This window comes from Methanomassiliicoccaceae archaeon, assembly GCA_034928305.1.
GTDB lineage: Archaea > Thermoplasmatota > Thermoplasmata > Methanomassiliicoccales > Methanomethylophilaceae > VadinCA11.
This window is the reverse complement of sequence record JAYFOZ010000004.1, coordinates 1-14,387: the sequence shown is the minus strand read 5'-3', so window position 1 is coordinate 14,387 and position 14,387 is coordinate 1. Positions and strand designations below refer to the sequence as shown.

Genomic DNA, 14,387 nt, shown 5'->3' with positions numbered 1-14,387 from the left:
GCCGGCGTTCAGCCGACCATGGTCCCGGCGAACACCTGCCAGGCCAGGGCGGTCTTGGCCACCAGGCTCAGTATGATATACACCCTCTCGCCGTAGAGGTAGTCCTTCCACTTTCCGACCTTCTTGTACTGCAGGATCATGTTGACCGCGAATATGTTGAAGAAGAAAGCGATCGAGACCATGATACCGTAGACGAACGCAGGAGGGGAGCCTCCGGTGACGCCGGTGAAGTACATGATCAGCGCGACCCAGGGGACGAGCCCGGCGAAGCATCCGAATATGAACGAGGTCCAATCCGTCTTCTTGGTGTTCTGGTTGTGCGCCTCCATCATGTAGCCGAACAGGTTCATGCATGCGTTCAGGGAGAACAGCATTATGATGGATACGAAGTCGAACATGCCGCAAAGCCAGGCTATCACCACCAACATGAATGAAGAGGACAACGCGTACTCGAACCAGCGGGCCTTGTTCATGTTCATCTTGAGGTTCTTAACGTACCAGTCGAACCCGAACGTGGCGATCGAGAGATGGGCTATAGCCGACATCAGCAGGAATACGGCCACCATCGGTCCCAAGGGCACGCTGAATAAAACTTGAGCGGCTCCGGGCCCGACGGGAGGGAATCCGGCGGTGGCGTCGATGTACGAAGTGGTGAAACTCATCTGCACGTCGTAGTTCGCTATCGCGAGCATTATGGCGGCCTGGATGAAATGGAAGAATCCCATTATCAGGTTGAACCGTCTAAGCTTCTGGAACTTTATATCGTCTGATACAGCGTCGTTCATGTGGATCACTGTTGCACGGCGTTAATACGTATATATCCTTATCCGGGTTCCATGTCCTCTATGTAGGGCGGAACATCCAGCCAGATCATGTTCTGGCTCTGTTTTCACCACGGTAATATTTTTAATGAAAAACAATGCGAAAGGTACCGCCTGCTTCATCTTCAGACAGAAGCCTCGGTCCAAATTCAGAAAATTTGACGTCCTGAATGTCGCACTTAAAGAACAACCTTTATTTTCGGCCACATGCATCCTCCGCGCATGACGCACACCGGTACTTTGGAACCGCTTTATCAGAAGATCGAGGCCGCCGCACTGGAATCGGGCTCATGCCTGATAGGATTCGCCGATATGTCCGATCTCAAGGGCATGCCGGCCGGCGATGCCGCCGTCTTCGAGTTCCCTTATGCGGTGACATTCGCCGTGGAGATACCCAAGGAAGCGGCCCGGGCATCTTTGGAGAAACCGAGCGAGGAGATACGATCGGCCTACAAGATGTGCAACAAGAAGCTCAAGGAGGCGGGAGAGAAGATAGTGCAGATACTGGCGGCCGAGGGCTACAAGGCCAGGTTCATCGACCCCTCTCAGAGGATCGACATGGAGAATCTCCTCGGACCTATATCACAAAAGGCAATCGCGGCCAGGTCCGGAATGGGCTGGATAGGCAAGAACGGGCTGTTCATCACAGACGAGTACGGGCCCAGACAGCGTATGGGCGCGGTGCTCACGGACATGCCGGTCACACGGAAGGCGAAGCTCGTCGACAGCAAATGCGGAGAATGCACCGAATGCATCGACCGGTGCGCGATGAAGGTTCTGAAAGAAACCGAGTTCGGCCACCACCCCGAGAGCCGGGACGCGGTCATAGATTGGAAGAAGTGCGGAGTGTTCGAGGCAAAGCTGATCGGCGACGGCAGCAAGCCCGAGAGGGCCTGCGGAAGGTGTATCTCGGTCTGCCCGTTCTCTCGGCTCAGCGAGTGACTTCCGCCTTATTTTTTCTTTTCTTGCCGTAACGGACCTTCATTATTATCATCGCCGCGTTGAGGGCCACGGATACGGCGTTCCAGAGCATTATCGGAAGGTCCCCGAGAAAGATGCCGTAGATGAGCCAGAGGCCCATGCCCACCATGAGGAACGCGGGCATGAAAAGAGAGACGTCCTCCATGCGCCCGCTGCGGTATCCCTTGATCACCTGAGGTACGTATCCCATTGTGGTGATCAGGCCTGCCGCCAGCCCTATGATGGTTATCTGGTCCATGTACCCGCACTACGGTCTATTGTAATGATATTATGCTTCACCGATCGCCCGACGCGCACTCACGCAGACGGGCCGAGAAGTCCAGTCCGGTCATATTTTCGGAAAGCTCCCACACCTTGGAGGCCAGGTCCGTGTTTTTCCCCTTTCCGTGAGGCCGTACCAGAATGGCCCGGCCCTTGAACTCCATCCAACCGTCGGTGCCGTAGAGCTGGCCTCCCCGGGCCTCCGGGTCCAGGGCCGCGCGGAGGGCCGGCATTGCGCCGGCCTCCAGTTCGTGCATGAACGGTTTGAGCCATCTTCTCATCCTCTCTCTGTTCCGGTACAACTGGGTGTCGACCAGGCCGGGGTGGCTGGCTACGCTGACCGGAGCCTCCATTCCCAGAGACCTTAGGCGTCTGTCAAGCTCCCGGGAGAAGAGCAGCGTGGCCAGCTTGCTCTGCTTGTACGCCTTCCAGGGACTGTACGATCTCTCGGAATTGATATCTTTGAAATTGATTTTTCCTCCGCGGTGCACGATGGAGGTCTGGGTGACGAGGCGGGACCCGGGAGTCGAGGCCAGGACAGGCAGAAGGTGGTATGCGAGAGTGAAATGTCCCAGATGGTTGACTCCCAACTGGGATTCGAATCCTTTGACGGTCTTGCCGTAGGGCGGCGTCATGATCCCGGCGTTGTTCACGAGTATGTCCAAAGTGCTGTATTCGGACATGTACCAGGTTGCGAAATCCTCTATCGTAACAGGGTCTGCCAAGTCAAGAAAACGGACGGAAACATCGGCTCGGGGCACAGAGGAGGCGATCTTCCCGGCAACAGTTTCCGCGCCTTTTACATCCCTGTCGGCCAATACGACAGATGCCCCTTTGGCGCAGAGAGCTTCGGCGATGTATGCGCCCAGTCCCGATGCGCCCCCGGTCACCACAACGCGTTTCCCGTCTATGCGGGGCACAACATCGTTATGCCAATCCCATTTTTCAGCCATGTGGGTTAAATGATCGAGGTTTAGATAATCGTTCTCCCCAGACATCTCAGACAAGTTTTTCTTTGTTCAAAAAAGCGGGAAATATCATATTACGTGAAACGGACGATACAGCGGGCGATCGTACAGAATCAGTCTTCGGGGAAACAACTATACTTTGTAAATCCCAGATCTTCTACTGTCTGCGAATAAAATTCTTTAAATTCAGACATAGCTGAAAAACCGTCGGCGGCTTCGATAAACGCAAGCACTTGGACGTTTTCGACGTCGCTGCCATTTGGAGATGTCGTGGTGCCTTCGGTGGTGATTATTGCATATCTCATATTACGAAGATACAGGCAGAGTAGAAAAAAAGATCATACGCGTCCCAAAATACACGTTTGTTATGGAATTCGATGTAGTCACGGTTGGGACAATTATGTTCTGATTCGGATAGGCTTTATCAGCAGTACTTCAGGATTTGAGTCCCCATTTTTGTAATCAAAGGCACAACAAGGGCATTTCCCATTGCAAAATAGCGGTTTCTTTCAGCCATCCCTTCCGTCCAGCCCGAGGGGAAACCATTGAGCCGTTCACACTCCACTGGTGTCAATATCCTGTATCTCCCTGTTGCCGGGTCCAGGATAAAATGCGAGCTGCGGTTCGTCGAGCCCTCCGAGGTCAGGATCGTCCTGCTGGGCGAATCGAGGACGTCCGGGAACGGGATGCCCCCCTCGGAATAAAGGTATTCGAAGTCCGTGCCTCTTTTTTTGCGCACCAGCTTTTTAGGCCCCTTCATAAATTTCCATTTCTCGATGTCGTTTTCGTCGTCGACAAAGTATTTCTCGTCCACGTCCTCCAAAAGTATGGACCTGAGCGTCTTTGATGCATTGTCTTCTTCGGGCTCCCAGGCGCTGGAATAATCTCTCGTATAGATTTTGCCTTCTTTCATAGAGCCGGCACGGTAGAAGTTTTCAGCAAAGCGATCGGATATGGAGACCAGGTCCAGGTACTCGGTCCCGTCAATAGCGAACTCCGATTCTTTTTCTCCTTTAAAGGCGTCCTTTATTGGGAAAGCACTTGTAAAAAAACCATTTTTGTTAACTATCTCTCTTAATCCAGATCCCCCCAGGGATTTTTCATAACCGTTGTTTCCGCGTTTGGACGCGAATATGAAGACGCGCCTTCTGCGTTGGACCTCGCCATATTCTGCGGCATTGATGACACGCCATTCCGCATCATATCCCTGGTCATGCAGGCAGCGCAGTATTATGCCGAAGTCACGGCCACGTTGTGCGCTCGGGGATCTGAGGAGGCGGTCCACGTTCTCCAAAAGGACGAACTGCGGTCGCTTTTTGTCAATTATATGGTCGATGTTCCACCAAAGCACCCCCTTCTTCCCTGTGATGCCTTTGGCGTTTGTTGCGGCGACCGAATAGTCCTGACAAGGAAAACCGCCCACCAGTAGGTCGTGCTCCGGAATGTCGTCCTGAACCGTCGCAATGTCTTCGTTCACGTTTATGGATCCGCTGTTCCCATAGTGGCTTTCGTAACAATCGAAAGCGAATTGATTCTTTCTTCCTGGCTCCCATTGGTTCGACCATAAGGTCTCAAAACGTTCGGAAGCAATCTCGAGGCCGTGCCTGAAGCCGCCCACTCCTGCAAACAGTTCTACAACAGAAATAACCTTCTCAGACATCTTCAACGGCACATCTGGTTTAATGGTTTAAAACGATCGATATCCTTTCTGCTACATCTTTAGGATCGTTCTTGACCTCGCACTCCCAAACCGTGATGACAGTCCAACCTGCGGCCCTTAAGGACTCCTCGCTGCACCTGTCCCTTTCCGTGTTACGCTCGAACTTGGCAGACCAGTAGTCGACGTGCGTCTTCGGTAATGGGAGGCCGCATCTCGGACATCTGTGCCAGAAGCAACCGTTGACAAATATCGCCACTTTCTTGCCTACAAAACATATATCGGGACTTCCTGGCGCCTTTTTCCAATTCAGACGGTATCCCGTATGGCCAAGGGCACGGAGCGCACTTCGAAGCACCAGTTCGGGCGATGTGTTCCTGCTTTTGTTGGAGCGCATGGAGCGCGATACGGCCTCATTTTCGGGCAAAGGCGACCTGCCGTCCCGCAGATATTCTGAAACCACGGATCAATAGTGGACATATTCATTAATATGGTTTACCATCGATGGGCGTGCCCAAAATAAGAGAAGGGGTCGCATACGATCCGAAAAGTAAAGGATCCATTTTAGAATACGCAAAGAGGCTGAAAGGACGGACCCTGGGCAGTTTTGTCACTTCAGGCGAAATAAACGAGAACAACAAAGGCGGGTTCGGCCAGGTGTTGGAGTCCGGTTATTTTCATATCGAGAACAACAACGACCCTGTCCCGGATTTTGAAGAGGCCGGCATAGAGCTAAAATCTAGCCCTATGCGCAAATTGAAATTCGGCGGTTATTCTCCAAAAGAGAGGCTGGCACTAGGAATAATCAACTACGAGGAGATAGTGGGCCAGACCTTCGAAGAGTCTTTCATGGCCAAGAATAAGGACCTTCTGATAGTGTTCTTTCTCTACGAGAAGGAAAAAACCCCGCTCGAATATTCAATTCTGAACACCACAGAATGGGTGTTTCCAGATGTAGACCTTGAAATCATCAAAAGAGACTGGAACAATATCCGTGAAATGGTGGTGAACGGGCTCGCCCACGAGATATCTGGAGGCATGACATTCTATTTGGAGGCGATGCCGAAAGGCGTCGGTCATGAAAGGGACCTGCGCAGGCAGCCCTTCTGCGACATTCCTGCCAAACAACGCGCGTTCGGCCTGAAAAACAAATATCTTCGAGTGATCTTCGATTCTTTGAAAGAATCAGAACCTGTCATAAAGGACATTTCAGATTTGAAGAACAGGCACATAGAAGACGTCGTTGCTGACATCTTTTTTCAATATGTCGGAATGAGCACAGATGAGATAATTAAAAAGACCGGAACAACGCCAAGTAATAGTAAGGACAGATATGCGTCCATGGCCAGGGCGATGCTCGGCATCAAAAAGAAGAGAATAGAAGAATTCGAGAAGGCCGGCATCCAGATGAAGACGGTACGTTTAGAGAATAATGGAAATCTCAAAGAGAGCATGTCCTTCCCTCATATCAGATACAAGGAGATCGTCAACGAAATCTGGGAAGAATCCGAACTGTACGACATAATGACGAATCGCTTCCTTTTCGTGGTCTACCAGAAAGGACCTGACGGAAGATCGACTATTTTCAAAGGCATAAAGTTCTGGTCGATGGGCGAAGAAGACCTGGAGACCGTACGTTCGGTGTGGCAGGACACGGTTGAAAAGATCAAAGAAGGAGATTATGAAAATTTCATCCCCATTTCGGCCGACAAGATATCTCATGTAAGGCCGCACGGAAGGGACTCCGGCGACCTGACCATGGGGCCCGATGGTAAAATGCACAAGAAAATGTGTTTTTGGTTCAACAGAGGATATGTATTGAACGCAATCAGAGAGGTCATGTCAAAGGTCATTGAAACGGCGTAACCATATCCAGAGAAATGTATAATCCATATTTAGCTCAATTATTTGACCCAGATGATGCCGTTATCGCCACCGGTCATGGAAATGTTTGCGAATTCAATCCTTATTAATTGGTTTTGCTTTGCACGTCAGATGTCAGTACACTAGTGGTTTTTAAATCAATATTTAAAATTATGCAAACAAAAATTTTGGAAACACGCCGTTTCATTAAAAAGCGTCCAACACCAAAGAAAGTCAATAAAACATGTTGGGCTGTAGAAAGAATCTGTTCATTGAAGAAGAATAGAGCGGCATTCGGGATGAAAAATTGGACAAGTATTATAAACACATTACCATGCGAAAATATCCCATGCATATCGCGCGACAGCCTTCTGCAGAAACACGCGCGTTGAGGTAATCACATATGAAGGAAATCGACTCTCCTCCAACCGCCGCCGCGTTAATGGAATCTACACGATCAATCGGTTATTCGTTCGAATCGGCCATATCGGACATTATCGATAACAGCATCAGCGCATCGGCGAAGAGGATATGGATAACCTCACTCCCTAGCGAGGACCCCTATGTCGCTATACTCGATGATGGAGAAGGTTTGAAACAAGAAGATTTGCAGATAGCCATGAGGTATGGTGCAGACCCGAATATGGTTCGAACCGAGGATGATCTTGGGCGTTTCGGACTCGGCATGAAGATGGCCTCCCTCTCCCAATGCAGAAAGCTAACTGTGGTTTCTAAAACGGATGCTGGGTTCGCAGCTTGCAGATGGGACCTAGACAGAGTCATAGAAACAGACCAGTGGACATTACAATTGCCTTCTCTGGAGGAGGTCGATAACTGTCCCCAGATGTTCATGCTTAAAACACTGGAACATGGGACGCTCGTGATCTGGGAGAATTTGGACAAAATCAGAGGGAGAGCTGTCGACCTTCAGGAGTCTATGAATGAAACACTCGTTTCCTGCAGGAGTCATCTGTGCTTGCACTTCCACATGTACATGAGTTCAAAGAAGAATCCTGTGAACATCTTCATGAACAACAACAAGCTGGAACCTTTGGATCCATTCCTCAGTGATAACACGTTAACATCCATCATGCCATCTCAGACGGTCGAAATTAATGGGCAAAAGGTCGTTGTGACTCCTTATGTCCTACCTCCTGAATCTAAGATGACTCCCCAGGATATTGCCAAAATCGGTGGCGCACAACGAAATCTTCAGGGCTTTTGGGTTTATCGCAATAGAAGATTGATCATTCCAGGAACATGGTTCAAACTGAGCAGAAGCAAGGAACTCACTAAATTAGCTCGTGTCCGTGTCGAAATACCGAACAGCATGGATTCGATATGGGACATAGATGTCAAAAAGTCATCCGCTTCCGTCCCTGATCAATTCAGGAAAGAATTCGAAAATGTATTGGAAAGGGTCATATCAAAAAGCGAACGTAAGTACACATTTCGAGGAAGAAAGGAGTCAGACTCGTCGAAGAATTACGTTTGGAACAAAGTGGCGCTCAACAAGTCCTACACATACGAATTGAACATGGAGCACCCTGTGATCAAAGAAGGGTACGATAAGCTTGAAGATGATGCCAAAACCTGGTTCCGCGATGTGATGAAACTTGTCGCGAAATCAATACCTTACAATGACATATTCTGCACAATGGGTGAGTCTAAACTCGTTATAACGGAAGATGCCGACGATGAGGAGGAATACATCGGTCAGGGAATTCGACTGTTGGAAAAAGGCGTTGCCATGGACATACTTCGTTTCACCGAGCCGTTCATGAACAATCCAAATGTAATCAGAAAACTTGAGGAATACAATGAAAGCAGATGAAACTCCAGACGAGAAGGAAATCGATTCGTACATGATGATTGTGAGGTCTCTTCTTGACAATGAATCAGTTGTAGACGACTCAACAATCGACAGGTGCATAAAAGACGTCCGCACCATTCGTTATTTCGATGATGTGGTCGCTGAAAGGGTGAAGAAAAAAATCCTTTCGATCTATGGTCATACCTTGGATGTCGGATCCATGATAATGAACTCCGAACATAAGGCATGGTACCTAGCAAGAACAAGGGATACGCCGATGCAGTATACGGAACGTAACCTACAATATCTTCAAAGTGAACGTGGATTATCTCCAGACATCGTATCCAAACTTAACGATATTACGAATGAGATTATGGATGGATTCGGAGACCCTAAATCGGGGCCATTTTCCGTTCGTGGATTGGTTATGGGAGATGTGCAATCTGGAAAAACCAATACGTACACAACATTGAGTTGCAAGGCCGCCGACGTGGGATATAAGGTCATAATTCTTCTTACTGGGACATTGGAGATATTACGTCAGCAGACTCAAAGACGGCTCGATGAGGGGCTTGTCGGTTCCGAAAGCGCCATACTGATCAAAGCAGACACTGCGCGGAAACCAATCGGAGTTGGGAAAATCAATTATCTCCCGTTCGCAGTCTTCACATCCACCGACAACGACTTCAAGAGCACAATAGCCTCGCAGGTCAACGTTCCGATAACAGATCTTCAGATTCCCGTGTTGCTTGTCGTTAAAAAGAATAAAAAAATTCTGAACAACTTAAGCGATTGGCTGAGAACCCGTAGTGGCCCAAATATGGTACTGGAAGCACCTCTGCTCCTTATCGACGATGAAGCGGATAATGCTTCGATCAACACTTCTTCAGATCCTGATGAGATAACTGCAATAAACAGAGGCATACGCAAGATATTGAACTTATTCACCAAATCGACTTACGTTGGTTTCACAGCCACTCCCTATGCTAACATATTCATCAATCCGGACGAAAAGGAGGACCTATACCCGCATGAATTTATCTATTGTCTCAGGGCCGCCAACAATTACATCGGCCCGTCCAGCATGTATGATGAAAACGGAAATCACCGGTTCATGCTGAGAAAAATTGAAACTGTCATCCATGATGGGGTCGACATAGGCCTTCCGGAAATCCCATACAAACACGGAAAGGATTTCAAGATAAAAATCCTGCCAGACTCTCTTATCGAAGCGATAAACTGCTTCTTGATTTCTTGTACTATTCGCGAGATGCAGGGATATGGTAAGAGTCATATGTCGATGCTGGTGAATGTCAGTAGATTCACAAATGTCCAGGAATCTGCCAGAGAGCTCATTGCCAATTATATTTTCGGAGTTAAATCTTCATTGGAGCTCAACTCCAAACTTCCAGAATCGGATTCTCTGAAAGATAAAAATATCTGCTCGATAAAGAACACATGGATCAGAGAATACAAAGACGTCGGGTACGAATGGATAGATATCCAGATGAGACTCGAGGGTGCGGTGAAACCTATTGCTGTGAGATCGGTCAATCAGAAAAACGGACCGAAGAATCTCAACTACAGCGATAATCCTGACGGCCTTCGAGTCATTGCTGTGGGCGGTAACAGTCTTTCTAGGGGTCTGACGCTAGAGGGATTGAGCCAAAGCTACTTCTACAGAGTATCCAGCAACTACGATACACTCATGCAGATGGGGAGATGGTTCGGCTATCGTGATGACTATGGCAAATTGTGTAGAGTATGGATGACGCAGGATAGCATTGATTGGTATGATCAGATTTCCGAAGCCACAGAAGAGCTGAAAGATGAATTCCACCTCATGCGCGACCTCAATAAAACACCAGATGATTTTGGATTCAGAGTTAGGAACGACATAAATGGACTCTTGATTACTGCTCGCAATAAGATGAGGAGCGCAGGAGAGGCATACATTACAAAAAGTTTGAACGGAAGCCTGATTTGGACTTCGAAAGTGTATGTGGATCCGCGCATAGTCGATGAGAATAATATGGCCCTACAGGAATGGATAAAGCGCCTCAATGATCTGAGCACGCCATTGGTCAACGAATTCATGGGCGGCAACAGAGTATGGCCCAACGTCCCGGGAGATTTAATCGCCAGTTTCCTCGAAATATACAAATATCCAAAGTTAGGAAACGTGCTTTTTGATCACGAAGCAGTCATACGGATGATAAGGGATGGGCAGCTTGACAGCAATTGGGACGTAGCCATCCAACACGGCACAGGAACGGTCTCAAAAACTCTTGAGTCTGCTGGATTAGGTATCATCAAAACCGCCCGTCGCACTAGTTTCATACCGAAGGAAGAGGGCACCATAAGATTCAACAGTTCAAGCTTGATCACACCACACAACCTACGCGAGGGCATATGCATCGATAGCATACGCGAAGGAACAATAACCAAAGGAGAATGGAGAGCTGAAATTGAAGAATTGGAATCGAAATACAAATCTGCATTATCCAAGGAGGAAATAGAGAGGGTCGAGAGCAAAGGTGGAGAATTCAATTTCCCTGCAAAGGCCTACCTCAACACTGAAAAACGTCGCCCGTTATTCTTGATTTATGTTCTAGATATATATGATGAAAAGAATGGAACAGAGGATCCAGATAAGGAAAGGGTAAGAGCCATGCTCGAAGGAAGGACCCCGATAGGCATCGCCATGGGATTCCCAAAATACGATTTCCACAATGGTAATGACAGACTCGCAATCAAATACAGGACCTCCGTAATTTATGACAGACTGGGAGGCAACGAAGATTTGGATGAAATAGAGGGGGATTGAATGGCATGGATCCAAGGCTGTTGACCTGCAAATTTATTCTGGCAGATCCTTATCACCCTCTTGATTGGCAATATAACGAAGGCGATCCGAAATTCGCACTGGTCGTCAGCTCGACGAATAAGCCTCCTCCGATTAAGGGAACAAAAGGATTGAGTATCGAATCATGGGAAAAGAGCAATGGAGAATTTCACATAGCATTTGTGCTCAAAGATGAGCAGTATGTGGAATCATTCTGCAAATTCTGTGAAGATTCAATCGAATCAAGTAAAAATGTAAGCTCTGAAGATGGGGTTGCATTTGTATTATCTCACTACAAACATTGGATGCGCATGTTCAAACCCTGCAGTGAATATCTTGATGAAACTGCAGTAGAAGGACTCATAGGGGAGATGCTCGCACTGGAGAAACTATTCATTCAAAGATATGGAGAGGCATCTGCGATTAAATCGTGGACGAACAAAATCAGGGGTAAACAGGACTTCGTTCAGAACGACTGCTGGTACGAGGTCAAGGCTCTGATCGACGGGAAGAGTTCACTGAGGGTTAATTCGCTCGAGCAACTAGATCGCGATGACCCAGGACGAGTGGTTGTCGTCTCGCTCCGCAGGACGTCCAAGGAATCCGCAGAAAAAATAAATTTGAAAAATCTCAGCGACAGAATAATGAGCGCGCTCCAATCCCTGGAGTCCAGAAACGAATTCATGGAAACTTTGTTTTGCGCGGGCTATGAAGATGATGCGTTCTATGACAATATCAATTACGAACTGGTGAGGATCGATGAATACGATGTCCGAGAGGGATTTCCCCGGCTGAGACGATCCCAGGTGATGTCTGGTATACTGAGTGGCGAGTATGATATTTCTTTGAATAAAATTGTTGAATACAGGGTGAAATGATGGATATCAACGAGTATCGGACAGATTATATTCAAAGCGTAAAAATCGGATCCAAGGTCAATCAGGATTTCAACCGGTCCGAGTTCGTCAATACGGTGATGACAGAGCTAATCGAAGCCGAAGAGATATCGGAGTTTACACCGTGTTTCTATGAAGGCCTCATCGGCAACAGAGGAAAAAAGGTGGAAATCGACGGGTACAACCTCGACGAATACGACGGAACATTCTCCATAATAACATGCAGGTATGACGGCACCAGCAAACCCGATTCCAAACTGACGAAGACAGAAATTCAAGACCTGGCCGAACGCGCGAGAAGATTTATCGACGGATCTCTGGACAGGACCGTTCAGAACAGCATCGAAGAAAGCGAGATGGCGTACGAGCTTGCGGAATTCATATACAATAACCGTGAAAACATAGACAGATACAGGATTTTCGTTCTCTCAGACTTGGAAAAAAGTGATAGGATTAAATCCTTGGATGTGGGGAACATCGAGGACAAGAGCATTCTCCTCAAAGTGTGGGATATCGGCAACTTGTATGACCTTAGCCTTTCCAAGAACGGATTCGATGAGATTACAATCAATATGTCCGATTTCGGAGAAGATGGAATACCATGCCTCCGCACATATGCGAATGAAGGCGATGCGGGATACGACGCATATCTATGTGCAATACCTGGTGCACTAGTGGCGAAATTCTACGAAAAATACGGCAGCAGGCTACTCGAATCGAATGTTCGTTCTTTTTTAAAACTTTCGACGAAAACCAACAAAGCGATAAGAGGAACGATTCTCAGGGAGCCACAGATGTTTTTCGCGTACAATAACGGTATTACAGCCACAGCGACAGGCCTGGAATTGAGAAAGGACGGCGACGCTCTGAAGATTGTGAACATTACTTCTCTGCAGATAGTCAATGGGGGGCAGACGACCGTGACGCTTTTCACCGTTGGAAAATCACGCGACAAGCCCGATATGGATAAAATATCGGTTCCGATGAAAATATCTGTCATACCCGATATTGAAATGGCACAAAAAATAGTTCCTATGATATCTCGTTCCGCCAACACCCAGAACAAAGTCAGCGAATCCGATTTCTTCTCCAATAGCCCCTTCCACAGAGAGATGGAGAAATATTCGCGCAGGCTTAGGGCACCACAGATTCAAGGTACGGCATATTCAACGCGTTGGTATTACGAGAGGACACGCGGGCAATATCAACAGGACATAAACATGCGCTCGGGATCTGAAGCGAGTAAATTCAAAGCAGAATATCCCAAAGGACAGATGTTCACCAAAACAGATCTTGCTAAATTCCGTAACAGCTATGAACTGAAGCCGCAAATTGTGAGCAAAGGTGCGCAATACAGTCTTGATGAATTCGCTAAATCGATAGATGTGGAACATCTGGAGAAGTACAACGAAACCTACTTCAGAGAATCTGTAGCTCTCTGTATTCTTTTCCGGAGAGTACAGGACCTTGTGACCGCCCAACCTTGGTACAACGGGGGATATAGGGCGCAGACTGTCACATACACCATAGCTAAGTTGTCTCATGAAATAAAAAAGTTAGGGGGGGAACTTGATTTAATGAAAATATGGAATTCGCAATCTTTATCTGAACCATTGGAGGCGCAATTGATACAGATTGCAGAAATCGTGTATTCATCGATTACAGGGGACAAAGAGGAAGAGAATGTCGGACAATGGTGCAAAAAACCGAAATGTTGGATTAAAATTCAATCAAAAACAGTGGAATTGCACCCAAATATGAGTATATTCCTAGTTAGCAAAATTCATTCAAACTATGTAACGCGGATTGCGACCCGCGATCAGAAGATGCGCAATGACGTGAGTGTCCGTATCGTCGTTGTCAACTATGGTGCCGGCGGATGGAGTAAGGCAATAGAATGGGGCATTGAACACAATACGTTGCCGGGATATGAAAAATCAATTCTTGATATCGGCACCCGTATTGGTTTCGGCGGAAAGTTGCCAACAGACAAACAGGCTAATTCAATGATGAAAATACTCGAACGGTTGCGCGAAGAGGGATTCAAAGGGTAATTTTGAATATACTTGACAAAGAAGGAATTAGAAGGCGTTGTTTAGCCCGGTGTCAGACAGCTCATTTGGGAGCCATATGCATATACACCGAAATCCCCGGAATTGAGCTACATGCCTTATGAATTCTGAGGGGCAAGCTCGAGGTGCTCAGGGTCTTCGACCCCGAACGCCTCGAAGATCTCCCTCACGCGCTTGGTCTTCTCGGAACGCACGTTCACGCCGCGGTCC

The 14,387-nt window shown here is 47.8% G+C and carries 12 protein-coding genes; 6 read left to right on the top strand and 6 right to left on the bottom strand.

Annotation, left to right across the window (positions count from 1 at the left end):
* Window positions 1-8 precede the first annotated feature (8 nt).
* Window positions 9-785 carry a heliorhodopsin HeR gene (gene heR, locus VB016_05975; GenBank protein ID MEA4978076.1) on the bottom strand — a complete coding sequence of 259 codons (777 nt, stop codon included), beginning with the start codon at window positions 783-785 and terminating at the stop codon, window positions 9-11.
* Between the two features lie 258 nt (window positions 786-1,043).
* Here heR and VB016_05970 point away from each other — a divergent pair, with 258 nt between their 5' ends.
* Window positions 1,044-1,763, top strand: a complete 720-nt coding sequence (locus VB016_05970; GenBank protein ID MEA4978075.1) for a hypothetical protein — start codon at window positions 1,044-1,046, stop codon at window positions 1,761-1,763.
* Here VB016_05970 and VB016_05965 read toward each other — a convergent pair.
* From VB016_05965 to VB016_05945, 5 genes are all read right to left on the bottom strand, one after another.
* Window positions 1,753-2,040: a SemiSWEET transporter gene (locus VB016_05965; GenBank protein ID MEA4978074.1), complete on the bottom strand. Its 288-nt coding sequence runs from the start codon at window positions 2,038-2,040 to the stop codon at window positions 1,753-1,755. The two genes, VB016_05970 and VB016_05965, sit on opposite strands and share 11 nt — an antisense overlap.
* A 37-nt stretch (window positions 2,041-2,077) precedes the next feature.
* On the bottom strand, window positions 2,078-3,016 hold the full coding sequence (locus VB016_05960) for an oxidoreductase (protein MEA4978073.1): 939 nt from the start codon (window positions 3,014-3,016) through the stop codon (window positions 2,078-2,080).
* 128 nt (window positions 3,017-3,144) lie between these two features.
* On the bottom strand, window positions 3,145-3,336 hold the full coding sequence (locus tag VB016_05955; protein MEA4978072.1) for a hypothetical protein: 192 nt from the start codon (window positions 3,334-3,336) through the stop codon (window positions 3,145-3,147).
* A 119-nt stretch (window positions 3,337-3,455) separates the two neighbouring features.
* Window positions 3,456-4,691 (bottom strand): DNA (cytosine-5-)-methyltransferase, encoded by a 1,236-nt coding sequence (dcm, locus tag VB016_05950; GenBank protein ID MEA4978071.1) that lies wholly within the window; start codon window positions 4,689-4,691, stop codon window positions 3,456-3,458.
* Window positions 4,692-4,710: 19 nt separating this feature from the next.
* A complete protein-coding gene (locus tag VB016_05945) occupies window positions 4,711-5,151 on the bottom strand; it encodes a very short patch repair endonuclease (GenBank protein ID MEA4978070.1) in 441 nt (146 codons plus the stop codon).
* Window positions 5,152-5,192: 41 nt separating this feature from the next.
* Between VB016_05945 and VB016_05940 the strand changes: the two genes are divergently transcribed.
* The 5 genes from VB016_05940 to VB016_05920 all read left to right on the top strand — a co-directional run bounded on the left by VB016_05940 (window position 5,193) and on the right by VB016_05920 (window position 14,159).
* The gene (locus VB016_05940; protein MEA4978069.1) at window positions 5,193-6,554 is read left to right on the top strand and encodes a Sau3AI family type II restriction endonuclease; all 1,362 of its coding nucleotides are present in this window, start codon (window positions 5,193-5,195) and stop codon (window positions 6,552-6,554) included.
* Between the two features lie 400 nt (window positions 6,555-6,954).
* On the top strand, window positions 6,955-8,385 hold the full coding sequence (locus VB016_05935; protein ID MEA4978068.1) for an ATP-binding protein: 1,431 nt from the start codon (window positions 6,955-6,957) through the stop codon (window positions 8,383-8,385).
* The gene (locus VB016_05930) at window positions 8,372-11,191 is read left to right on the top strand and encodes a Z1 domain-containing protein (GenBank protein MEA4978067.1); all 2,820 of its coding nucleotides are present in this window, start codon (window positions 8,372-8,374) and stop codon (window positions 11,189-11,191) included. Before VB016_05935 ends, VB016_05930 begins: the two co-directional genes overlap by 14 nt.
* Window positions 11,192-11,196: 5 nt before the next feature.
* Entirely contained in the window at window positions 11,197-12,087 is an 891-nt protein-coding gene (locus VB016_05925) for a PD-(D/E)XK motif protein (GenBank protein MEA4978066.1), read from the top strand.
* Window positions 12,087-14,159, top strand: coding sequence for an AIPR family protein (locus tag VB016_05920; GenBank protein MEA4978065.1), 2,073 nt, complete (start codon window positions 12,087-12,089; stop codon window positions 14,157-14,159). Before VB016_05925 ends, VB016_05920 begins: the two co-directional genes overlap by 1 nt.
* Window positions 14,160-14,387 lie beyond the last annotated feature (228 nt).

Excerpts from the sequence above, each read along its gene's own strand:
- heR (MEA4978076.1), bottom strand. The coding sequence starts at position 785 with ATGAACGACGCTGTATCAGACGATATAAAGTTCCAGAAGCTTAGACGG.
- VB016_05970 (MEA4978075.1), top strand. The coding sequence starts at position 1,044 with ATGACGCACACCGGTACTTTGGAACCGCTTTATCAGAAGATCGAGGCC.
- VB016_05965 (MEA4978074.1), bottom strand. The coding sequence starts at position 2,040 with ATGGACCAGATAACCATCATAGGGCTGGCGGCAGGCCTGATCACCACA.
- VB016_05960 (MEA4978073.1), bottom strand. The coding sequence starts at position 3,016 with ATGGCTGAAAAATGGGATTGGCATAACGATGTTGTGCCCCGCATAGAC.
- VB016_05955 (MEA4978072.1), bottom strand. The coding sequence starts at position 3,336 with ATGAGATATGCAATAATCACCACCGAAGGCACCACGACATCTCCAAAT.
- dcm (MEA4978071.1), bottom strand. The coding sequence starts at position 4,691 with ATGTCTGAGAAGGTTATTTCTGTTGTAGAACTGTTTGCAGGAGTGGGC.
- VB016_05940 (MEA4978069.1), top strand. The coding sequence starts at position 5,193 with ATGGGCGTGCCCAAAATAAGAGAAGGGGTCGCATACGATCCGAAAAGT.
- VB016_05935 (MEA4978068.1), top strand. The coding sequence starts at position 6,955 with ATGAAGGAAATCGACTCTCCTCCAACCGCCGCCGCGTTAATGGAATCT.
- VB016_05930 (MEA4978067.1), top strand. The coding sequence starts at position 8,372 with ATGAAAGCAGATGAAACTCCAGACGAGAAGGAAATCGATTCGTACATG.
- VB016_05925 (MEA4978066.1), top strand. The coding sequence starts at position 11,197 with ATGGATCCAAGGCTGTTGACCTGCAAATTTATTCTGGCAGATCCTTAT.
- VB016_05920 (MEA4978065.1), top strand. The coding sequence starts at position 12,087 with ATGGATATCAACGAGTATCGGACAGATTATATTCAAAGCGTAAAAATC.